Annotated in this window: 19 protein-coding genes, 2 tRNA genes and 1 pseudogene; 11 read left to right on the top strand and 11 right to left on the bottom strand. The window is 45.5% G+C overall.

Annotated features, from left to right (window positions below; all coding sequences use genetic code 11):
- Window positions 1-63: 63 nt before the first annotated feature.
- Window positions 64-1,155 carry a ketoacyl-ACP synthase III gene (locus EXZ60_RS08885; RefSeq protein ID WP_277435573.1) on the bottom strand — a complete coding sequence of 364 codons (1,092 nt, stop codon included), beginning with the start codon at window positions 1,153-1,155 and terminating at the stop codon, window positions 64-66.
- A 189-nt stretch (window positions 1,156-1,344) separates the two neighbouring features.
- On the opposite strand from EXZ60_RS08885, the gene trxC reads away from it, so the two are divergent.
- Together trxC and EXZ60_RS08875 are read left to right on the top strand one after the other, a co-directional pair.
- Window positions 1,345-1,779, top strand: coding sequence for a thioredoxin TrxC (gene trxC, locus EXZ60_RS08880; RefSeq protein WP_194575178.1), 435 nt, complete (start codon window positions 1,345-1,347; stop codon window positions 1,777-1,779).
- Between the two features lie 202 nt (window positions 1,780-1,981).
- Complete coding sequence (locus EXZ60_RS08875) at window positions 1,982-3,133, top strand: MFS transporter (RefSeq protein WP_026027879.1); 1,152 nt, start codon at window positions 1,982-1,984, stop codon at window positions 3,131-3,133.
- A 16-nt stretch (window positions 3,134-3,149) separates the two neighbouring features.
- Here the strand turns inward: EXZ60_RS08875 and EXZ60_RS08870 are convergent, their stop codons facing one another.
- Window positions 3,150-3,605, bottom strand: coding sequence for a nitrous oxide-stimulated promoter family protein (locus EXZ60_RS08870; protein ID WP_088729664.1), 456 nt, complete (start codon window positions 3,603-3,605; stop codon window positions 3,150-3,152).
- A gap of 46 nt (window positions 3,606-3,651) precedes the next feature.
- On the opposite strand from EXZ60_RS08870, the gene EXZ60_RS08865 reads away from it, so the two are divergent.
- A complete protein-coding gene (locus tag EXZ60_RS08865; RefSeq protein WP_010319684.1) occupies window positions 3,652-3,852 on the top strand; it encodes a DUF2986 domain-containing protein in 201 nt (66 codons plus the stop codon).
- On the opposite strand, the gene EXZ60_RS08860 is transcribed toward EXZ60_RS08865, so the two are convergent.
- The 6 genes from EXZ60_RS08860 to EXZ60_RS08835 all read right to left on the bottom strand — a co-directional run bounded on the left by EXZ60_RS08860 (window position 3,841) and on the right by EXZ60_RS08835 (window position 10,614).
- Window positions 3,841-4,314, bottom strand: coding sequence for an NYN domain-containing protein (locus tag EXZ60_RS08860; protein ID WP_010319683.1), 474 nt, complete (start codon window positions 4,312-4,314; stop codon window positions 3,841-3,843). The two genes, EXZ60_RS08865 and EXZ60_RS08860, sit on opposite strands and share 12 nt — an antisense overlap.
- A 63-nt stretch (window positions 4,315-4,377) precedes the next feature.
- Window positions 4,378-5,160: a uroporphyrinogen-III C-methyltransferase gene (gene cobA / locus EXZ60_RS08855; protein ID WP_277435572.1), complete on the bottom strand. Its 783-nt coding sequence runs from the start codon at window positions 5,158-5,160 to the stop codon at window positions 4,378-4,380.
- A 68-nt stretch (window positions 5,161-5,228) separates the two neighbouring features.
- Window positions 5,229-6,041 carry a formate/nitrite transporter family protein gene (locus EXZ60_RS08850; protein WP_094501277.1) on the bottom strand — a complete coding sequence of 271 codons (813 nt, stop codon included), beginning with the start codon at window positions 6,039-6,041 and terminating at the stop codon, window positions 5,229-5,231.
- 142 nt (window positions 6,042-6,183) lie between these two features.
- Entirely contained in the window at window positions 6,184-6,519 is a 336-nt protein-coding gene (gene nirD / locus EXZ60_RS08845) for a nitrite reductase small subunit NirD (protein ID WP_277435571.1), read from the bottom strand.
- Window positions 6,520-6,521: 2 nt separating this feature from the next.
- Entirely contained in the window at window positions 6,522-9,110 is a 2,589-nt protein-coding gene (nirB, locus tag EXZ60_RS08840) for a nitrite reductase large subunit NirB (RefSeq protein WP_277435570.1), read from the bottom strand.
- A gap of 511 nt (window positions 9,111-9,621) precedes the next feature.
- Window positions 9,622-10,614: a nitrilase family protein gene (locus tag EXZ60_RS08835; RefSeq protein ID WP_094131634.1), complete on the bottom strand. Its 993-nt coding sequence runs from the start codon at window positions 10,612-10,614 to the stop codon at window positions 9,622-9,624.
- Window positions 10,615-10,676: 62 nt separating this feature from the next.
- Between EXZ60_RS08835 and EXZ60_RS08830 the strand changes: the two genes are divergently transcribed.
- From EXZ60_RS08830 to choV, 8 genes and pseudogenes are all read left to right on the top strand, one after another.
- Window positions 10,677-11,555 carry a LysR family transcriptional regulator gene (locus EXZ60_RS08830; protein ID WP_094131633.1) on the top strand — a complete coding sequence of 293 codons (879 nt, stop codon included), beginning with the start codon at window positions 10,677-10,679 and terminating at the stop codon, window positions 11,553-11,555.
- 291 nt (window positions 11,556-11,846) lie between these two features.
- Window positions 11,847-12,634 (top strand): annotated as a pseudogene (locus tag EXZ60_RS08825) (lipase).
- Window positions 12,635-12,850: 216 nt separating this feature from the next.
- Window positions 12,851-13,444 carry a transcriptional regulator BetI gene (gene betI / locus EXZ60_RS08820; protein WP_017046103.1) on the top strand — a complete coding sequence of 198 codons (594 nt, stop codon included), beginning with the start codon at window positions 12,851-12,853 and terminating at the stop codon, window positions 13,442-13,444.
- A gap of 21 nt (window positions 13,445-13,465) precedes the next feature.
- Window positions 13,466-14,926, top strand: a complete 1,461-nt coding sequence (gene betB / locus EXZ60_RS08815; protein WP_277435569.1) for a betaine-aldehyde dehydrogenase — start codon at window positions 13,466-13,468, stop codon at window positions 14,924-14,926.
- 18 nt (window positions 14,927-14,944) lie between these two features.
- Window positions 14,945-16,645 (top strand): choline dehydrogenase, encoded by a 1,701-nt coding sequence (gene betA / locus EXZ60_RS08810; RefSeq protein ID WP_277435568.1) that lies wholly within the window; start codon window positions 14,945-14,947, stop codon window positions 16,643-16,645.
- 36 nt (window positions 16,646-16,681) lie between these two features.
- Complete coding sequence (locus tag EXZ60_RS08805) at window positions 16,682-17,626, top strand: choline ABC transporter substrate-binding protein (protein WP_017046100.1); 945 nt, start codon at window positions 16,682-16,684, stop codon at window positions 17,624-17,626.
- A gap of 49 nt (window positions 17,627-17,675) precedes the next feature.
- A complete protein-coding gene (gene choW, locus EXZ60_RS08800) occupies window positions 17,676-18,524 on the top strand; it encodes a choline ABC transporter permease subunit (protein ID WP_277435567.1) in 849 nt (282 codons plus the stop codon).
- Window positions 18,525-18,526: 2 nt separating this feature from the next.
- Window positions 18,527-19,714, top strand: a complete 1,188-nt coding sequence (gene choV / locus EXZ60_RS08795; protein WP_277435566.1) for a choline ABC transporter ATP-binding protein — start codon at window positions 18,527-18,529, stop codon at window positions 19,712-19,714.
- 132 nt (window positions 19,715-19,846) lie between these two features.
- On the opposite strand, the gene EXZ60_RS08790 is transcribed toward choV, so the two are convergent.
- The 3 genes from EXZ60_RS08790 to viaA all read right to left on the bottom strand — a co-directional run bounded on the left by EXZ60_RS08790 (window position 19,847) and on the right by viaA (window position 21,819).
- Window positions 19,847-19,920: transfer RNA gene (locus tag EXZ60_RS08790), tRNA-Cys, on the bottom strand.
- 37 nt (window positions 19,921-19,957) lie between these two features.
- Window positions 19,958-20,044, bottom strand: a tRNA-Leu gene (locus tag EXZ60_RS08785).
- Window positions 20,045-20,373: 329 nt separating this feature from the next.
- Window positions 20,374-21,819 carry an ATPase RavA stimulator ViaA gene (gene viaA, locus EXZ60_RS08780; protein ID WP_019283198.1) on the bottom strand — a complete coding sequence of 482 codons (1,446 nt, stop codon included), beginning with the start codon at window positions 21,817-21,819 and terminating at the stop codon, window positions 20,374-20,376.
- Window positions 21,820-21,827: the final 8 nt, after the last annotated feature.

Genomic DNA, 21,827 nt, shown 5'->3' with positions numbered 1-21,827 from the left:
ACAGGCCACATTGTGGCCTGTTTTCATACTGCTTGTACTGTGTGAACATTCGTTTTCTAAACGTTATTTAGATAGCGGGCGCTGCTGGCAGTGCTCAATTGCATTGGCCAATAATTCTAACGCACTGGACTGACACTCTGGTAACTGCGCTTGGCTACGGCTAATCGCGGTAACACGCTCGCCCCATTTGATGTGCCCAGCCCCCCAAGTTAAGCCCGCCCCGAAAGCAGCCACCAGCAGGTTATCATTCGGTTTGATTTTCCCTTGTTCTACCGCTTCACACAATGCAATAGGTACGGTCGCGGCAGACGTATTACCATAGTGTTGAATGTTAACGAATGCTTTATCTTGGCTAATACCTGATAAGTCACACAAGGTTTGAATGATGCGAATATTCGCTTGATGCGGGATCACCACATCAACTTGCTCGGTTGAAAGACCAGAGCGCGCCAACACAGTTTGCGCCGCTGCGCCCATGCCTCGAACCGCACGTTTAAAAATCTCTTTCCCAACAAAATCAAAATCCCAATACCCATTGTCAGCGACAAAACGATCCATCGATGAGCCAAATTTAGGCACCGCCAAAATATCACGCCCTTCTGCATCACAGCCGATTTGTGCATCTTGCAAACCCACTACTTTATCGCTTTTACTCAAGACAACAGCGCCAGCACCGTCACCAAACAACACGGCGGTATCACGTTTGGTCCAATCAATGTAAAAAGAGAGACGCTCAGCACCCACCACTAACGCATGGCGGTAATGGCTTGCTTGCATTAAACGCGTCGCAGTTTCTAATCCATAAACAAAACCGGTACAGGCTGCATTTAAGTCAAAAGCGGCTGCATTTTTAATCCCAAGGTTCTGCTGCACTTTCGAGGCAATATTTGGGATAAGAGAATCTGGCGAACAGGTTGCGATGATGATGAGATCAATCTCAGTTGCATCAATCCCAGCACAAGCGATGGCGTGTTGGGCAGCCACCGTAGCTAAATCCGAGGTATTCACATGGCTAATGCGGCGCTGTTCAATCCCGGTGCGAGTTTTAATCCACTCATCGGAAGTTTCAATAAAGGTGCTAAGATCATGGTTTGAGAGCGTTGCAGGTGGTAGGCATTTACCCCAACCTGTAATTTCGGCATAGAATTTTGTCATTGTTAACCTGTTTTTGTTGTATTTTCTAATGCAATCCAAAGACCTAAAATTAAAAACTCATCGTATGAAAGAGAAATGAGACTCAAAAGGTCCTTTTGATGTCAGTCAGTATACGCGCTTTTGCTCCGACGTTAAGTCTAGTGCGTTAAATGCGACTGGAGCAAAACACAAAAATAAAGAGAGGAAACCATGTCAACATTCAATACTCGTTGCCCTTCGTGTCACGCAATGAACCGAGTTCCGATAGAACGAGTAACAGAAAGCCCGAATTGCGGTAAATGCCAAGCTCCCCTATTTGATGGAGCGCCCATTGAAGGAACGGAAGCCAATTTCGAAGCACTGCTTAATAGTCGCCAACCCGTTGTCGTCGATTTCTGGGCATCTTGGTGTAATCCGTGTGTGGGTTTTGCTCCTGTATTCAGTGATGCTGCGACGGAACGAAAAGGAAACATTCGCTTTATAAAAATTGATACTGAAAGTGAACAAAGCCTCGCCACAAAATTTCAAATTCGCAGCATTCCAACCATTATGGTGTTTAAAAATGGTCAACGAGTCGATATGATCAATGGCGCTTTACCAAAAAGTCAATTTGATCAATGGTTAAACCAAGCCATATTGAAATAATCCATCATTATAACCAATAATAAAGTTGGCATTTTTTATCGATTTATGCCAACTTTACTGCTCATTTCTCTTGCTTTATTTTCGATTAATAAAATTAATCGTTAAGAACATAATTTTTCGTTTTACCTTTCTCAATATCAGCTCCATATTCGCCGCAAAATATCCCATCAATTCTGGTTTTGAGGCAAAGTCAATGGACAACATTACTGTGAACGCGTCTTCACCTCGCATTTCCGTTCCGGTCATTGCGCTATCGCTTTATGCGATTGCCTCAGGCTATTTAATGAGCCTGATCCCATTGATGTTGCCGCACTACGGGCTTGAGAGCTCATTGGCAAGCTGGCTTGCCAGTGCCTTTTACGCTGGCTTATTGATCGGCGCATTAGTCGTTGAACCTGTTGTCAACCGCGTTGGCCACCGAAACGCTTTTGTATGGTGCTTAGCGCTACTCATGTTAACCATTTTTGCCTTACCTGCTCTGCACTATGCCAGTGCTTGGTTAGTGGCACGTTTTGTTGCTGGTATTGCGGTGGCTGGTGTCTTTGTAGTCGTCGAGTCTTGGCTATTGCATGGTGATGAAAAAGGCCGAGCAAAACGCCTTGGTATTTATATGGCGGCGCTTTACGGCGGCACGGCATTGGGCCAATTAGGGATTGGTTATTTAGGCGTATCAGGCGGCGTGCCTTTCATTGCCATCATTACCTTGCTATTAATCGCCAGTGTGGTGCTGATTTATGGCGAATCTGACCAACCGTCAACTCAGCATGCCGTCAGCCTATCACTGAAACAGGTACTCAAACTAAACCATGCCGCCTTGCTCGGTTGCGGAGTTTCAGGGCTCACTTTGGGGGCTATCTACGGTCTAATGCCTGTTGAATTGGAACAACGCGGTATCAGCCATACCGATATTGGCAGCTTAATGGCGCTTGTAGTTTTGGGTGGCATGGCGGTGCAACCTATGGTGCCTTGGCTATCAAAGTTTTTGGGCCGAACACTATTAATGGCACTGTTTTGCTTGATTGGCTCTGCGGCGATTACCATAACCTTGTTCGATTCAACGATGATGATATTAGCTGCCAGCTTGTTTTTTTTAGGCATGGCGACGTTTGCCCTTTACCCAATCGCCATCAACTTAGGTTGTGATAAGCTCGATGCCAATTACATTGTCTCAGCGACACAAGTTATGTTGTTTAGCTACAGTATCGGCTCTGTGGTTGGCCCCGTGATCGCTGATTGGTTTATGCAAAGATCGCAAGGCTTAATGGGTTATCTCTTCATTGCTTTACTGGCGACTTGTATTTATATGTTGGCTTCAAGCCTAAAAACCAAACGCCAGTGGGTGGCGGGGAAATAAGTCGCAGCAAAGCCGATCATATTTTATCGCAAGGCGCACGGTTCAATCGTTGATGGCGATTTGATGCATGCGCTTTTGGTTTTTCTGGTAGTGCACGTTTTTCATGCAGTAGATGGCGGATCGCCAATATAGGGTGAGAGAGCAACATTCTTGGCCCTGCGTAACGCATCACCAATCTCATTTGTTCTTTCGGCTCAGGCTTATAGCAATGAATTGGGCAACGGTTACAGGTGGGTTTATGTTGGCCATAAGGACAGCGATCTAAACGTACTTGCGCATATTCCAACAAGGTTTTGCAACACGTACAGAGGCCAGATTGACAGCGATGATGGCGCTGACAATAAATGTTCACCATCGCCTCTACGGTGCGAAACTCACTGAGCTGCTCTCCCGTTAAAAGATCGCTATGCATTTTTTCCATTGCCAATAACTCCCATTGAGATCGCAGATAAAAACAAGTATCCTGCGCCACCTTGTTCCTCATGTACCCAAGACTTTGTGTCAAAGAGCAGACGACTATGAACCGCAAAAAGAAAATTAACCAAACACTGCAAAAGCATCTTAAAAAGAAGCATGCCAAGCTGCACGGCAGCAATAAGCCTCGTTATATTTCAAAAGCTGAACGTGAAAAATTAGACGCAGAGCAAGCCGCTTCAACCAGCACGGTAGATACCCAACATAGTGAGATTGTGCCTGCTGAAGGTGAGCTACAACAGTAAGTCTTGCTCGATTGGAACAAACTGGCTGGCGACATCAATAAGGCTTTGAGCCGTCAGCCTTGGTACTCCGTACACTTCTACTTTTTTGTTAAAACGCTGTTTAATCCGTTCGACCAATAGCTCGAAATCACCATCTCCTGATACCAGAACAATCACATCCGCTTGCTCTGCCAGCTCAATCGCATCGAGAGTAATACCGACATCCCAATCCCCTTTTGCACTGCCATCACGACGCTGAATGAAGGGCTTAAGCTGAACCTCAAAACCAATACCGCGCAAAATATGGTGGAACTGGCGCTGCTTAGGATCTTGGCTAGCAATCGCATAAGCATTGGCTTTGATCACCTCTCGCCCTTGAGTGGCTACATACCAAAATTGGTTGTAATCAAAATGCTGGCGGTACTTCTCTTTACAGGTGTAATAGACGTTTTGAACGTCGACAAGAATGGCAACTTTTTCCATGAGCTCTCTTCTCAAATAGAAACAAAAACAGCGGCTTGTTCGCCGCTGCTTTGCAAATTGCGCTTAGTATACGCCAAACCACTTCAATTTGTCGTGCAAGCGAGTCACACTGCCGACCACAATCAAGGCTGGGCTTTGTGCTTGTTGCGCTAAAAGGGGTAAATCGTCAAGCGAGCCCGTCAATACTCTCTGTTTATCTGTAGTGCCGCGTTCGATAATCGCGCAAGGCGTTTCTGCGCTCAGGCCAGCATCCAACAAGTTTCGTGTGATATTCGGGCACTGCTTTAACCCCATATAAAAAACCAAGGTTTGATTATCTTGCGCTAAACATCGCCAATTGATCGCTTTACCTTCTTTTTGCCAATTGATCGCTTTACCTTCTTTTTGTAAGTGACCCGTAATGAACTGCACACTTTGCGCGTGATCACGGTGCGTCAGCGGAATCCCCGCGTAAGCCGTGCAGCCTGCTGCTGCCGTGATCCCCGGAACCACTTCATAAGCGATATGATGTTCAGCCAGCGTTTCGAGCTCTTCACCACCTCGGCCAAAAATAAAGGAATCACCGCCTTTCAAACGGACAACTTTTTTACCTTCTTTGGCTTTATCGACCAGAATTTGGTTGATCTGATCTTGCGGCACACAATGAAAATCCAACTGTTTGCCAACGTAGATCATCTCCGCGCTGCTTGGCGCCAGATCTAAAATCGCTTGCGAAACTAAACGATCATACACCACCACTTGCGCTTGGCTGATCACGCGTAGCCCCTTAACCGTCAGTAGATCGGGATCGCCTGGCCCTGCGCCGACTAAAGAGACAAAACCGCGACTCGTTACACTGCTTACCATGATTACTCTCTACCTTATCGACAAAAGGATATCGTCATTAAGCGAGGTTAAACCTCACTTAACAATGGTTAGCCAAGGTTGCGTTGTGGCAAGGTTTTACCGTGAGTCATGTAAAGGCTTAACCCGGTAAATAACAAGCCGCCCACTAAGTTACCCAATGTGGCCGGAATTTGGTTCCACACCAACCAATCACCAATGGTAAATTCAGCCCCGAGCATCATACCAAGTGGGAACAGATACATGTTCACTACGGCGTGTTCAAAAACCAAACCGAAGAAGATAAAAATAGGTAACCACATTGCAACCACTTTGCCGCTCACAGTAGTTGATGTCATAGCACCGACAACACCTAGACACACCATCCAGTTACACAAGATGCCTTTCACAAACACGGTGATCCAGCCATTAATACCGTGTTCGGCAAAGCCAAGAGTGCGAGCAGTAGACGCTTTGATAAACGCTTGCCCAACCGCGCTCGGCTCGATACTGAAATTCATGGTGAAGGTTAGCGCCACTAAAAAGGCGACGGCAACGGCACCGATTAAGTTACCTAGCCCAACCAAGCCCCAATTCCGTAGAACGCCCGCTTTGGTTACTCCGGCGCGTTTTTCAAACAAAGCTAAAGGTGCTAAAGCAAAAACACCCGTTAATAAATCAAAACCCATTAGGTTCAAAATACAAAATCCCACAGGGAAGACCAGAGCGCCAACAATAGGCACTCCGGTTTGCACAGCCGCAGTAATGGCCACAGCGACGGCGATAGCAAGAATCGCCCCCGCCATAATGCCGCGAATCAGGGTATCGCGCGTTGACATGAAGATTTTGCTTTCGCCAGCGTCAATCATTGTTTGCACAAAATCGGCAGGTTTTACATAAGACATAATGGTCCTTATTGTCACCAAAGTTAAAATTAAAAAGGGAAATTGAATAGATAAAGGCTCCCAGCCATCGATGCTTCACCAAGAGAACTCGATGAACAAGGAACCTTTTTGCTATTGAATCTCATCGTCTCAAAAGCGGCTGTTAAGCCGCGACTTCGACCACGCCGTCGGTGACTCGCGCGGCATAAGCTTTCACGCTAAAGCGTTCATCTTCCATACATTGGCCTGTTATGAGATTAAAACGCTGCTTTTTAAGCGGGCTTACTACCCAGAACTGCTCTTGATGTTGGCAAATAAAACCGCGTGACAACACATTGGCTCGAGCAAAGGGATCCATATTGCTTATCGCCATCACTTCTTGCGCCTCAGTCGGACGGAAGATAGCCACTTGCTCACCATTCACCAGTGCACACACACCCGTTCCGGGAACAATGTCATTAATGTCACAGATGGCTTGAAATACTGTGTTATTGGCCATAGTTATTTCTCCAAAACAGGGGTAGAGATTGCTGAATCAGCAAGCGCAATGTGGAATATATCGCCTTTCGCTTCTGGGTGTTTTTCGCTATAAGTCGCAGGACGGTGCTGCTCACGAGCGCTGACGAACACGACGTTCTCATCGCGTAAATCAGAATTAATGAAGTGAGTAAAACGAGTTAATTGCTCAGGATGATTAAGCGTTTCTGTCCATTCACAGCGATAATCAGCAATAAGCTTCGCCACATCCGCTTCGAGTTGATCGTTAATGCCCAACTTATCGTCTACAATCACTTCACGCAGGTAATCAACGCCACCTTCTAGGTTGTCTAGCCACACTGAGGTGCGTTGTAATTTATCGGCTGTGCGAATGTAGAACATCATGAAACGGTCGATGTATTTCAGTAGTGTTGCTTCATCTAAATCAGAGGCCAGCAGATCGGCATGTCGAGGCTTCATACCACCATTACCGCAGACATACATATTCCAACCCGCATCGGTCGCAATCAAGCCTAAATCTTTCCCTTGCGCTTCGGCACATTCGCGGGTACAGCCTGAGACACCAAACTTCATCTTGTGTGGTGTACGGATACCTTTATAGCGGTTTTCAATCAGCACACCCAAACCGACGCTATCTTGCACACCAAAACGACACCACGCACTACCGACACACGTTTTTGCCATGCGCAGAGCTTTCGCATACGCTTGACCTGTCTCGTATCCAGCATCAATCAGTTTGCGCCAAATCTCTGGTAAATCGTCTTTTTGAGCACCAAACAGACCAATGCGCTGCGCGCCCGTCACTTTGGTGTAAAGTTTGTATTCTTGAGCGACATTCGCCAGCACCGCAAGCGCTTGTGGTGTGACTTCACCACCCGCCATGCGTGGGATCACCGAATAAGTACCGTCTTTTTGCATGTTGCCCAAGAAGTTATCATTGGTGTCTTGCAAACTGACCAGCGATGGCGAGAGCACATGATCCCCCCAACACGAGGCCAGAATTGAACCAATTGTTGGCTTACAGACTTCGCACCCATAACCGCGTCCATGTTTTGCCAACATCTCATCAAAACGTTTGATACCGTTAATGCGGATCAAATGGAACAGCTCTTGGCGTGAATACGCAAAGTGCTCACAAATGTCGTTTTTGACTTCCACACCCGATTTAGCCAATTCAGCATTCAGAACCGACGTCACTAAAGGCACGCAACCACCACAACCGGTTCCTGCCCCTGTCACCGCTTTAATCGCGCCGAGCGTATGATGACCATCGGCCACGGCTTGGGCAATTTTCGCTTTAGTCACATCAAAACAAGAGCAGATCACCGCAGTATCAGGTAGTGCATCCGCGCCTAATGCCGGTTTTTCAGCGCCAGCATGCGCGGGTAGAATCAAGGTGTCTGGGTGTTTGGGCAGCTCAATATCATTGAGTTTGAGTTGCAGTAAATCGCCGTAATCTGACGTGTCGCCGACTAAAACTGCACCAAGCAGTTTTTTACCATCTTCAGAAACGATAATGCGCTTATAAACTTCATCTTCTTCATTTTGATAGACGTAGCTTTTACAACCCGGAGTTCGTCCATTGGCATCACCAATCGATCCCACCTTCACACCCAGCAGTTTGAGCTTGGCGCTCATGTCTGCACCACTAAATTGGCTCTCATTACCCACAAGATGATCAACCGCAACCGTTGCCATTTTGTAACCAGGAGCGACCAGCCCGAAGAAAGTTTGATTCCAAGAAGCACATTCGCCAATCGCGTAAATATCAGGATCGGATGTTTGGCAGTGATCGTTAATGGCAACGCCACCACGCGGCGCGATGTCTAGACCCATATCACGAGCTAATTTGTCCTGAGGACGTATCCCTGCGGAAAATACGATAAAGTCAACTTCCAAATCCGAACCGTCGGCAAACTTCATGGTATTACGAGCGGTCTCGCCTTGAGCAACGATCTCTAGCGTATTTTTGCTAGTGTGAACTTGCACCCCCATCCGCTCAATTTTATTACGCAGTTGTAAACCGCCTTGCAAGTCAAGTTGCTCAGCCATTAATACCGGAGCAAACTCAATCACATGGGTTTGTACGCCCAACGCTTTCAGCGCGCCAGCCGCTTCAAGGCCAAGTAAACCACCGCCTATCACTACGCCACTTTTGCTCTTTTTCGCGCACGTTTCGATGGCCTTTAGATCTTCAATGGTGCGGTAGACAAAGCAGTCTTTACTTTCATTGCCTTTGATCGGCGGTACAAAGGGATAAGAGCCCGTCGCCAAGACTAATTTGTCATAGCTCACTTCACGGCCAGTATTTGAATAGACCACGCGCTTTTCGCGATTAATGTTAACCGCCCGCTCGCCCATCAAGACATTAATCGCATGCTTTTGATAGAAACCCGGCTTAACAAGCGAAAGCTCTTCAGCGGTATGGTGTGAAAAGTAGGAAGAAAGATGGACGCGATCGTAGGCAACACGCGGTTCCTCACAAAAAACCGTGACATCAACAGCCGATGCCTCCATTTTTTCGACCAAATCTTCGATATAGCGATGGCCAACCATGCCATTACCGATAACAACCAGCTTCATCCTGCTCATATGGGTTCCTAATTATGGTAACGTTTCATTGAGCGAGATTTTTAATTATGAAAGAAAATGAATTACTGATGTAAATCAATTACAAACTCAAACTACCCTAAAGAGGTAGCCATAAAGAGGAGTATCAGAGAAAAATAAACACCTTACCGTGAATACTAGGGGCCGACAGGTATAGGAAGATAATTTATATAGTATGATCACTTCCAATCAAACCTGATCATTTACAACAAAACTTGTCAGTTTTCCTCTGTCAAAACACTTGGCAGAAGTTATATAAACAACTTAAACACGCTCATTATGCTTTAGAGTAGAAGCTTATGACGGCGTTGTTCCTCCCCCCTTTTAGGGGGAGGGAATTAATTTCGTGAGTATTGGGTATGCTATTTATGATGAGCGATATAGGTTGTTGGAATGTTTTTGCCCCAAAGTTTGTTAGGGGTTCTTTATGAAACAATATAATCATAATCGCCAACGTATTACTCGTTGGCGACCACTCAATAAGTTACGCCATCTATTTTTGTGTCGAGAATCTTGCCTGATAAGGCGTCAGTTCATTCCCTTCCATCGTTAAGGGAGCGTATAGATTAGGTCTACGACCTCTGATCCAGCGTCTGCCTGTACACATATTTAAATCTTTCGCATTGAGATCGGCAATAACCATATCATTATCGATGCAGTCAGTTTCAGCGATAATTTCACCATAGGGATTGAGCACCATCGCATTCCCCGTTCTAACTTCATCCATATCAACCCCAACACCGTTACTAAAGATCAGGAACATACCATTGTCATGTGCACGCGCGGGTAGCCAACGCATTAACCACTTTCTTCCCTTAGAACCTTGCATTTCAGAACGAATCGAATCTGGATCTTGGTGACGATTATGCCAAAGCTGGGGATCAATCAACCCCATCGCATTAGGGCTGCGAGAGTTCGTTCCGCCTGTTTGATGAGGCGCGACTAGTATATCAGCCCCTTTTAATGCTGTTATTCGAACATTCTCGACTAAATTATTATCCCAGCAAATCAGGATTCCTACACGGCATCCATGTGGCGTATCAAACACAGTGTATTCATTGCCACTTCTCATGTGTTTGCTGACAAACGTATGCAGCTTTCTGTGTTTGGATATCTGGCCATCAGGCATTGCCATTACGTAAGAATTATAGAGATTTCCGTCCTTGTCCTTTTCAATTAAACCTGCGCCGATACTGAGTTGGTATTGTTCAGACATTTTTAGCAAGCGTTGGGACGTTTCCCCTTGTGGAATAAACTCGGACAAATCATTGATCTCTGATTTCTTAAGTTTCGAAACATGCCAATAACCAGTCACACACATTTCAGGGAAGGCGATGATTTTTACCCCTTGTTTAGCAGCCTTTTCTACGTAACTTTGAATAACTGATAAGTTGTAGTTTTTGTCGTTCGCATGGTGGTTAAATTGGACAGTCGCAACACGGATATCTTTCATAATTGTTCCTTTTACTTGGTGAATTTCAACCATTTTAAAAAGCTCCTTTGATTCCGTATAATGAATAAAATTCCTATAATTAATGAGCACATGGAATGGATTTTGTCGATTTACGCACATTCTGCCAGTTAGCGGTAGATGGTAACTATCGAGTAGCTTCAGAGCACTTACACATCACTCAGTCAGCTTTAACTAAGAAGATTCAGCGCCTTGAAGCTTTTTGTGGAGTGGTTTTATTCGAGAGAGGAAGACAAGGGGCCAGTCTAACTGCGGCAGGCGTAGCTCTTTTACCTGAAGCGCAACGAATTGTATCAAGTTTTGAATCTTATAAATCTCTAACTCAACGAGTCGCCAAGGGAATTGCAGGAAATCTCAATATAGGTTTTGGTATATCTTCCTACCACCTTGCACCAGATTACATAGCTAAGTTTAAAAAACACTACCCAGAGATCCACATTACGCTTAACGATATACCATCTCAAAAGCAGTCAGAATTTCTACTTCTAGGGGATCTTCATCTCAGTTTTAGTCGACTACCAACTGTAGCTCCGCTGAAGGGCGTGAAGCTCTGTACAGATCATCTAGTGCTTGCGACGCATAGAAGTCAAATCATAGACAAAAACAAACTGTGGTTTTCGTTAGATTCAATCGATTATTTACAGCTTAATCCTGAGCGAGGTAAGGGGCTAAGCCAACAAATAAACATGCTATTAGAGGAGCATGAGAAAAAACTGAATGTAGTTCAGGAGGCCGATGATATTCAAACATTGTTGGCACTAGTATCAGCAAATTTGGGGTTCACTATTGTTCCTGCAAGTGTAAAGCATATTGCGAATGAGCATGTCGCTTTTTGGGAACTGTCAGGGAAAAATAGCTCATGGGATGTCGGTCTAATTTGGAATGAGCAGTTAGAGAGCTTTGCAAAAGACAATTTCATTCAATTTGTTCAGAAGATGCAAATTGAATGTCGTTGATTCTATAGGTGTGCTGTAACTCATTTTTGTCCAAACTTTTGTCAGGCCGATCTTCGCTGGCTCATTTTTGCCCCATTATGCTCCAGAGTGGAAGCTGAACCGTTCTGTTCCTCCCCCTTTCAGGGGGAGGTTAGGAGGGGGTGTACAGACCCTACCCCTCCCCTTGAAGGGGAGGGAATTATTATGGCTGACTGCATTTAAATACAAATACTCCCCCACCCCAAACTGCACCGTTCATAAAGTGTTCACATTCAATCGCTACGTTAGCTCAATATCTTCGAGAGCTGTCATGTGAAACCACTTAAACGCTATCAATACGAACGCTATGCCGTGCTGTGCAACCTTGCTTATCCCAGAGTGTTTAGGCAGACACGCTACGGTTTTGATCCGAACGGTCAGCACATCATCCGTAACCAGTTTGGTAAAATCATGATTCGAGTGCTGTGGAGTAAAAACCAAGAAGAGGCCGTGGTGGTCATCAAAGGTTCGCACAGTGTCAGTGATTGGCTTTTGAACTTTGCAATGTGGACACGCAGTTGTCAGCACTTAGGATTGGATACCGTATTCATGCGGGCTTTTACCATCTCCTGCATCAAGAGAGCCTGCCAACGCGCAACGAAGATAAACTCGGCTTATCGGTTTTACAGCGGCTGGAAGCCGTCGTTGTTCCTCTGATCGAGAGCGGTAAACGCATTGCCATCACTGGTCACTCTTCGGGTGGGGCTATTGGGTGTATCTTTGCTGACTACATCGAAAAGAAATACCCAAAATGCATCAAACGCATTGTGACATTCGGCCAACCCGCGATTGGTAATTGGCGTTTTCGTCAACGCTACGCGCTTAGCCACAAAACCTATCGTATTTGTTGTGACCTCGACATCGTCACCTTTATGCCACCCATTCCTTTAATCTATTGGCATGTGGGTAAATTGCTGTGGCTTTACAATGGGCGTATTTACGAAAACACACCAACGTTCATCCGGTTAGGTCGATCTTTATTGAGCTGGCTAGTTCGCCCCTTCTCTTATCACCTCATGAGTAAATACATCCGTAATAAGGATTTCTTCGATGAACGATAGAAGCTAGCACCGAACAAAAAACACGGTGACTTCAAATATTTTTCACACTAAACAATTATGAAAAATTAATTGTAATCAATTGAATTAAAGCAATATTTATCATTAACCATATAAATTTAATAGCAATTATCATTCAAAAATAGATCTGAACTCTAAACATTATCGTGGCATTTTATATTTAACTAATCGTTCAATATAAAATAATCAGGATGAATTATGCCAAAGGTAGGGATGCCAGACATACGCAAACCTCAACTTGTTGCCGCAACAATGACAGTCATTGAGCGCGTTGGATTACATGGCGCAAGTATCGCTTTAATCAGCAAAGAAGCGGGTGTCTCGACAGGGATTATCAATCACTACTTTGGCGGCAAGCATGGATTATTGGAAGAGACAATGCGTGTTGTTTTACGTGAGCTTTCAACCACCATCACTCAGCATTTAAACCAACTCCCAAAAGAGGCTCATTACGAACGCATTAATGCCATCGTAACCGGCAATTTCAAAGGGTTCCAAGCGGAAAACCAAGTTGTTAAAACATGGTTAGCGTTTTGGGCTTACTCCATGCACGACGCACAGTTAAATCGCCTGCAATACGTCAATGAACAGCGTTTACTTTCTCATCTTAAGATTGAACTCAAGCCGCTGCTCCCATCAGAACAAGTCAACCTCGTGGCTCATGGTATCGCGTCACTGATTGATGGTATTTGGCTACGCGGAGCATTAAACCCCAAAGGAATAGACCCTGCTCAAGCACATTCCATCATTAACGATTACCTCAATAAACAATTAGCGTTTTACGCGCAATAACAACTCACTTCAGGTCTTAAAATGGAAATACAATCGCTTTATATCAACGGAACGCTCCGATCTGCGACTTCAGGAGAACGTTTCGATACCTACAACCCAGCAACAGGTAAAGTGATAGCAAGATTGCAGCACGCCAGTGCCAATGACGTTGAACAAGCTATCACCTCAGCCAAGCAAGGATTCGCGGTATGGTCAAGAATGACCGCGACAGAACGCAGCCGTATTTTGCTAAAAGCAGTAAAAATACTTAGAGAACGAAACGATGAACTTGCTGTACTTGAAGTTCTCGATACCGGTAAGCCGATTCAAGAAGCCAATTGCGTTGATATTGCTACTGGCGCAGACGTCATTGAGTACTTTGCAAATTTAGCCCCATCGCTTCAAGGCGAGCAACAACCGCTCAACGACCATCAGTTTTTTTATACTCGCCGCGAACCATTAGGCATCTGCGCGGGCATTGGCGCATGGAATTATCCGATTCAAATCGCGATGTGGAAATCAGCGCCAGCACTGGCTGCCGGCAATGTGATGATTTTCAAGCCCTCAGAGGAAACGCCATTAAGCGCATTAAAACTGGCAGAGATCTTCAGTGAAGCCGGAGTGCCAGACGGCGTCTTTAACGTGGTTCAAGGTGATTACCGCGTAGGTCAAATGCTGACGGCCCACCCAGATATTGCCAAAGTCTCTTTTACCGGTGAATCGGTTACCGGGAAAACCGTGATGGCAGACAGCGCTCGCAGCTTGAAGTCTGTCACAATGGAATTGGGCGGAAAGTCACCGCTCATTATTTTTGATGATGCCAAGCTTGATCAAGCTGTCTCTGCTGCCATGGTGGCAAACTTTTATACCCAAGGCGAAGTGTGTACCCATGGGACGCGCGTTTTCGTGCACGACAGCCTCTACGATGCGTTTGTGGCTCAGCTTAAGCTGCGTACTGAACAATTAGTGATTGGCGATCCTATGGATATCAACACCCAGATTGGCGCGTTAATTTCCAAGCCTCATTTAAGCAAAGTGCTCACAGCGATTGAGCAAGCCAAAACCAGCCAAGCAACTTTGCTCACTGGCGGTTATCAAGTTACCGATAACGGCCTAAATAAGGGCAATTTTGTTGCACCAACTGTTTTCATTGATTGCACTGATGACATGGCTCACGTGCAGCAAGAAATCTTTGGCCCTGTGATGTCAGTGCTTAAGTTTAGCGATGAAGACGAAGTGATCGCGCGCGCGAATGGTACTCAATATGGCTTAGCGGCAGGAGTGTTCACACAGAACCTTTCACGTGCACACCGAGTAATTCACCAACTTCAAGCCGGGATCTGCTGGATAAATACTTGGGGAGACTCTCCGGCAGAAATGCCTGTTGGTGGTTATAAGCATTCCGGAATTGGCCGTGAAAATGGCATAGAAACCCTTAAGCACTATACCCAAACCAAAAGCATTTTAGTGGAGCTAGATGATTTTGCTAGCCCATATGCTTAATCGTCAAAGGAGCCTTCTATGTTAAATCACTTTGATTACATTATCGTCGGTGCGGGCTCAGCAGGCTGTGTTCTTGCCGATCGCTTAACCGAGTCTGGCGAGCATCAAGTTTTACTGCTCGAAGCCGGTGGTAGCGATAAAAGCATTTTCATTCAAATGCCAACCGCCCTTTCTTACCCGATGAACAGCGAAAAATACGCATGGCAATTTGAAACCGAATCAGAATCCGATCTCGACGGGCGTCAGTTACATTGCCCACGGGGAAAAGTACTCGGTGGCAGCTCGTCTATTAATGGCATGGTGTACGTTCGTGGCCACGCTTGCGATTTTGATGAATGGGAATCACTGGGCGCTGAGGGTTGGAATTATCAAAATTGTTTACCCTATTTTCGCCGCGCTGAATCTTGGATAGGTGGCGAGAACGCTTATCGTGGTGGCAACGGGCCCGTCGGTACTTGTAACGGTAACGACATGCAATTGAACCCACTTTATCAAGCCTTCATCGATGCGGGCAAAGAAGCCGGTTATCCAGAAACTGACGATTACAATGCTTATCAGCAGGAAGGTTTCGGACCAATGCATATGACGGTAGATTCTGGAGTTCGCGCCTCAACGTCCAATGCCTATTTACGCCGCGCGATGAAGCGCCCGAACCTCACCGTAAAAACAGGAATTGTGGCACATAAGATCTTGATTGAAGAGCAAAAGGCCATCGGCGTTGAGTTTGAAAAATCGGGCAAGATCCAACAAGCGTTTTGCTTGCGAGAAGTGATCTCAAGTGCTGGTTCTATTGGCTCTCCTCAACTTTTGCAACTTTCAGGTATTGGCCCTAAAGCGCTGCTTGAACAAGTTGGTATGAAACTGAAGCAAGACCTGCCTGGCGTGGGTGAAAACCTACAAGATCACTTAGAGATCTATTTTCAATACCATTGTAAACAGCCGATCACACTAAACAGTAAACTCGGTTTAATCAGCAAAGGGCTTATCGGCACTGAATGGATCTTAACTCGTAAAGGATTAGGGGCAACCAACCACTTCGAGTCATGCGCGTTTATTCGCTCTCACGCAGGGCTCAAATGGCCAAATATTCAATACCACTTTTTACCTGCTGCGATGCGGTACGACGGCCAAGCGGCCTTTGATGGTCACGGCTTCCAAGTTCATGTGGGACCCAATAAGCCAGAAAGCCGAGGACAAGTACAAATTGTCTCTCGCGATCCAACGGTTTCACCCTCTATCGCATTTAATTACCTATCAACCGAACAAGATCGCCAAGATTGGCGCGATTGCATTCGTCTCACCCGCGAAATTCTAGCGCAACCAGCATTGGATAGTTATCGGGGCGAAGAAATTCAACCGGGGGAAGAGATCCAAAACGATGACGATATTGATTCATGGGTCAAACAGAATGTGGAAAGCGCTTATCACCCCTCTTGCAGCTGCAAAATGGGCGCAGATGACGACCCAATGGCCGTGGTGAATGAACAATGCCAAGTGCGCGGAATTCAAGCTTTACGCGTGGTGGATTCCTCGATATTCCCAAGCATTCCCAACGGGAACCTGAATGCGCCAACCATCATGGTCGCAGAGCGCGCCGCCGATCTTATTTTAGGCAAACCGCTATTAGCCAGTACTGAAGCTCCAGTATGGATTGCACCAGACTGGCAAACCAAACAAAGAATAAAACCACCAATGAGAAAGCCGGACGCTTACTCATAAAATTTATAAAGTCAGTCAAAAATACAAGGAAATAACATGTCTATTACTAAAAAAACCGTGCTCACACTTGCAATGACGACTCTGCTCAGCGCCAACGCTTACGCTAATCAGTGCGATACCGTGCGCTTTGCTGATGTGGGTTGGACAGACATTACCGCCACAACAGCCGTGACCACAGAGCTGCTCAAAGGGTTAGGCTATCAGACAAAAATCGATTTACTCTCAGTACCCGTGACCTACTCATCTATGGCGAACGGTGACATTGATGTATTCCTCGGTAATTGGATGCCAACCATGGAAGGCGATATTGCCAAATACCGTGAAGCTGGAACGGTTGAAACTCTACGCGCTAACTTGGAAGGAGCAAAATACACACTCGCTGTGCCTAAGTACGTTTATGATGCAGGTGTCCAATCGTTTGCTGATATCGCTCAATTTTCAGATAAATTTCGCGGCAAAATCTATGGTATTGAACCGGGCAATGACGGTAATCGCTTGATCCAATCGATGGTTGATGAAAACGCTTTTGAGCTGAAAGATTTTAGCGTTGTTGAGTCAAGTGAAGCGGGCATGGTGTCACAAGTGGCACGCTCAGTACGTCGTAATCAGTGGATTGTGTTTCTAGGTTGGGCTCCGCACCCAATGAACAGCAATGTTGAAATGGAATACCTTGATGGCGGTGACGATTACTTTGGCCCAAATTACGGTGGTGCAAATGTCTACACCAATGTGCGTCAAAACTACCTAGCACAATGCCCAAATGTCGGTAATTTATTAAAAAACCTATCCTTCTCGCTTGAAATGGAAAACCAACTGATGGAATCCATTCTCAACCAAGGCGTGTTACCAGAACAAGCCGCTCGCCAATGGTTAATCAAACATCCAGAAAGTATTGTTCCATGGCTAAAGAATGTAAAAACCAAAGCTGGAACACCTGCACAACAAGCTATCAGCAACTATTTAGCGCCATTTAAAGCATAAATTAATTTAAAGGAGGAGGTGAGCATTTCACCTTCCAAAAGGCTATACCGTGAATTTTATTACAGAGAACAAAATCCCCTTAGGTCGTTGGATGGAAACTGGCGTTGACTGGCTGACCATCCATGCAGCCACATTTTTTGATACTGTTTCCTACTTACTTGAGACCATCATTTTATCTTTAGTTGATGTATTTAAATGGATGCCCCCTGCCGTGCCGATTTTAGTCACCGCAGCCATTGCATGGTATCTGCATCGTCAGATTTCATTGGTGGTATTTGTTATTGCTGCCCTACTGCTTATTCTAAACCTTGGCTACTGGCAAGAAATGCTGGAAACCTTTGTCTTGGTGTTTGCCGCGACAACGATTTCCGTATTAATTGGCGTACCATTGGGCATTATCGCCGCGCATCGACCATGGCTTTATACGCTGATGCGCCCAATTCTTGACTTAATGCAAACCGTGCCAACCTTTGTTTACCTCATTCCAACGCTAGTTCTGTTAGGTTTGGGTATTGTTCCGGGGCTCATTTCGACCATTATCTTTGCTATCGCCGCCCCCATTCGCCTCACCTATCTTGGGATTACTAAAGTACCGGAAGAGTTAGTTGAAGCGGGTAAAGCGTTCGGCTCTAGCCGTATGAACTTACTGCTCAAAGTAGAGTTGCCAGCAGCGCTACCCAGCATAATGGCAGGGATCACTCAGTGCATTATGTTATCACTCTCAATGGTTGTGATTGCCGCCTTAGTTGGGGCTGACGGCCTTGGCAAACCCGTGATTCGTGCACTCAACACCGTCAATATTTCTCAAGGTTTTGAAGCTGGTTTAGCCATCGTTTTAGTCGCCATCATTCTTGATCGTTTATGCAAAACCCCACATCAAAATAATAAGGACGCATAATCATGGATGCAATTACCATTAAAAACCTCGATGTTATCTTTGGTCAGAACCCAAATGAAGCACTGCAACGACTCGACGCGGGTGAATCTCGCCAAGAGATTATCGATGCCTGCGGTCAAGTCGTAGGGGTAAACAATGTCAGCCTTACTGTTAAAGAAGGCGAGATTTGCGTCTTGATGGGGCTGTCTGGTTCAGGGAAATCGAGCTTGCTGCGCGCGGTGAATGGCTTAAATACCATCAACCGAGGATCATTAGAATTAAAAGATGGCGAACGCTTTGTTGACCTTGCCAGCTGTGATAAAGCAACGCTTCAGCATTTAAGAACAAATAGTGTCTCGATGGTGTTTCAAAAGTTTGCCCTTATGCCTTGGTTATCGGTTTTAGATAACGTGGCATTTGGCTTAGAAATGCAAGGAATGAGTAAGAAAAAACGCCACCAACATGCTCGTGCTCAGCTCTCGATGGTTGGCCTTGCTGAATGGGAAGATAAATTCCCCCACGAACTTTCTGGCGGCATGCAGCAACGTGTCGGTTTAGCGCGTGCTTTTGCAATGGACAGTGACATCCTGTTAATGGACGAGCCATTCTCAGCACTTGATCCACTCATTCGTGCGCAACTGCAAGATGAGTTATTAGATCTACAAAGCAAACTCAACAAGACGATCTTATTTGTTAGCCACGACTTAGATGAAGCACTAAAAATAGGCAATAACATCGCGATTATGGAGTCAGGAAAACTGATTCAGCACGGTAAGCCAGAAGAAATTGTCCTTACACCCAAAACGGACTACGTCAAAGAGTTCGTGGCACACACTAACCCTCTTAACGTACTAAAAGGACGTTCGTTAATGCAGCCCATCGAACAGTTAAAACAACAAGACGAACGTTGGCAGGTCTGCAAAAAACAGGACGTTTGGGTCGCACAACATGATAAAACTCTGACACTATATGGAGCAACGTCGACCGCTCTTATCCACTGGGATACCCAAGTCAGCGATATGTCGAACATTGATTCATCGATGATGATTATTACAACACCTGATATTGATATGCGTAGCGCGATTGAGTTGAAACATCGAACTCAAAATCCGATTCTTCTGATGGAAAATAATCAGCTCGTCGGCGTCTTAAGCGACCAAGAAATTTACAGTGCCCTACTGGGAAATTATCAAACCGAAAAGGCGGCTTAACACTCACCTCTGTGCATTGCTGTCAATGTCATGTTAACGCCATCATACCGATGGCGTTATTTTCTAAGCAGGCTGTTGATTCTTAATCACATAGATCAAAAAAAGACGCTAAAAAGCGTCTTTTTTTGTTTTTGGAGGCGCGACCCGGAGTCGAACCGAGGTCCACGGATTTGCAATCCGCTGCATAACCAGTCTGCCATCGCGCCTTTAATTTTTTGTTGCTCTTAATGAGCAAAGAATAGATGGTGCCCCGGGCCGGACTTGAACCGGCACGACTCGAAAGTCGAGGGATTTTAAATCCCTTGTGTCTACCAATTTCACCACCAGGGCACGCAATTCTGGATTGCGATGCCGTCAACTGAATCAGTTACACACCATCGAAAATTTTTTGAAGTACATTCGCTAGCTTTATTATTAACAACATTTGTTATTAAACATTGCTTTGCAGCTTTTAATAACTTTGCTCATCTTGCTGAGCAACTAACTCCTGACATTGTTCTTTCGAGCTTTGCCGTGAGAACGAGGCGTACTTTAACGGATTAAGAAAATGAGTCAACAATAAATTTTCCACTTATGAATCAAGTGACTAAGAATCGACCCACAAAGGATAGAAGGCGAACAATTAGAGCAACAATCCATCAGTTTTTATCAAGTAATCGTTACCATTTTTTCATCAGTCGCCCGACGAGATTAGGATGGTACGCCCAGCAGTGATCAAACATCGCCATCAACTGTGGATTACCATAGCGAGACAAACTCACCGCATGGAAACGATTTTTTTGATGTTTTAAGGTCGCGATTTTTTCTAGCAGAGCTTCTGGCGGTTTAGGTGCGATGAAATCCGACAATACGACCAAATCTGCATTGCGGTATTTGTCACTGTTCATCAGTTCAACCGATTGTTCTAGCACAGGGTCTAAATCCGTTCCGCCGTGAAATGAATAACTTAAAAAATCACTCGCTTCACGCAAGCCATCTTGCTTGGTCAGCTCATAGGTAATTTGCTGAGTAGAAAACAGCATCACGTAGCACTCGCGCCTCTCAGCAAGCGCGATCTGCATCAGAGCATAAGCCATCGCTTTTGCACACTGTTCTGGGAAACCACTCATGGAACCAGAAGCGTCCACACATACGATGAACGGCCCTTTTTCAATCTCAAACTGTTTGTGCTCTGGTTGGTACGCTTTGACTTTACGCAAGGTGCGAGACTTGCCTTGCATGCGATAGTTCATCAAGCGCTTATCCACTAAATGCTTGTAGAAAACCACCTCAAGTTCAGGATAGGCAAGAAACATGGTTTCGTTGGGCAGTAGCTTGTTCAGATCATCACTTTCGTGGATGCCGACGATGTCATCCGTCGCTTCGTCCGATTTCTCCTCCACCATTTGCAGCGCTTCGGCTGGAGTGCGGTTGAGATCCGGGTCATCTACTTCGCCAGCCATGCGCCCAAGCTGTTCAGCAATCTCTTGCAATCCTTTGTTCTTTTTCAAAAATTCTGCATGGCGTTTCATGACACTAATGTCTGTTTTACTGAGCTTCGCCGATGCCATATCCCACAAGCGACCGACGCTGCTTTCATCACCCGATTCCGTGACTTTATCCATGTTTTTCATGGTTTCCATACGCTGGTACAAATCGGCCAACACTTTTTCTTTGTTACTTTCAAGTTCGTTGATTTGCGCTTGTTTAATCGCATGGCAAAGGCTTTGATACCATTGGTCACAAAAGAAATGAGGGAACATGGGGTTATGCAACCCCTTGTTTTTTTCGATTAAACGACGTGCTTGGAGATAAAATGCTGAGTGCCATTCCAACTGTTTGATTATCTCGTTAATCCGGGTAAAGAAGGTCTCTTCATCCCAGTGAATTACTTCTTGATATAAGGTCAGCTCTTGTTGAAAACGCTCAGTTTCACACACTTTTGTAATGCGTTTTTTGACACTACCACGCCACTTAGTTAGGTGATTTTTAACTGAATTCGCCACGCCGCGGTTTTCAGCCATCATCATCACTTGCGAGCGCGCAAGCAAATCATTCACTGCCGTATCAATGATGCCCGAGTCGGCAATCATTAACGCTAAATTTAAACCATCGGCACCAAGCATCTTCTCTC

It is taken from the genome of Vibrio sp. 1151_11, assembly GCF_029478525.1.
Classification (GTDB): domain Bacteria; phylum Pseudomonadota; class Gammaproteobacteria; order Enterobacterales; family Vibrionaceae; genus Vibrio; species Vibrio anguillarum.
Note: the sequence above shows the minus strand (reverse complement) of the source record. Positions and strands in the feature narration are given on the sequence as shown.

Bases quoted from the DNA above. Each gene is read 5' to 3' on its own strand.
- betA (WP_277435568.1), top strand. From the start codon at position 14,945: ATGTTAAATCACTTTGATTACATTATCGTCGGTGCGGGCTCAGCAGGC.
- betB (WP_277435569.1), top strand. From the start codon at position 13,466: ATGGAAATACAATCGCTTTATATCAACGGAACGCTCCGATCTGCGACT.
- betI (WP_017046103.1), top strand. From the start codon at position 12,851: ATGCCAAAGGTAGGGATGCCAGACATACGCAAACCTCAACTTGTTGCC.
- EXZ60_RS08835 (WP_094131634.1), bottom strand. From the start codon at position 10,614: ATGGTTGAAATTCACCAAGTAAAAGGAACAATTATGAAAGATATCCGT.
- EXZ60_RS08860 (WP_010319683.1), bottom strand. From the start codon at position 4,314: ATGGAAAAAGTTGCCATTCTTGTCGACGTTCAAAACGTCTATTACACC.
- nirB (WP_277435570.1), bottom strand. From the start codon at position 9,110: ATGAGCAGGATGAAGCTGGTTGTTATCGGTAATGGCATGGTTGGCCAT.
- EXZ60_RS08850 (WP_094501277.1), bottom strand. From the start codon at position 6,041: ATGTCTTATGTAAAACCTGCCGATTTTGTGCAAACAATGATTGACGCT.
- choV (WP_277435566.1), top strand. From the start codon at position 18,527: ATGGATGCAATTACCATTAAAAACCTCGATGTTATCTTTGGTCAGAAC.
- EXZ60_RS08885 (WP_277435573.1), bottom strand. From the start codon at position 1,155: ATGACAAAATTCTATGCCGAAATTACAGGTTGGGGTAAATGCCTACCA.
- viaA (WP_019283198.1), bottom strand. From the start codon at position 21,819: ATGCTTGGTGCCGATGGTTTAAATTTAGCGTTAATGATTGCCGACTCG.
- EXZ60_RS08830 (WP_094131633.1), top strand. From the start codon at position 10,677: ATGGATTTTGTCGATTTACGCACATTCTGCCAGTTAGCGGTAGATGGT.
- EXZ60_RS08865 (WP_010319684.1), top strand. From the start codon at position 3,652: ATGAACCGCAAAAAGAAAATTAACCAAACACTGCAAAAGCATCTTAAA.
- EXZ60_RS08805 (WP_017046100.1), top strand. From the start codon at position 16,682: ATGTCTATTACTAAAAAAACCGTGCTCACACTTGCAATGACGACTCTG.
- trxC (WP_194575178.1), top strand. From the start codon at position 1,345: ATGTCAACATTCAATACTCGTTGCCCTTCGTGTCACGCAATGAACCGA.
- nirD (WP_277435571.1), bottom strand. From the start codon at position 6,519: ATGGCCAATAACACAGTATTTCAAGCCATCTGTGACATTAATGACATT.
- cobA (WP_277435572.1), bottom strand. From the start codon at position 5,160: ATGGTAAGCAGTGTAACGAGTCGCGGTTTTGTCTCTTTAGTCGGCGCA.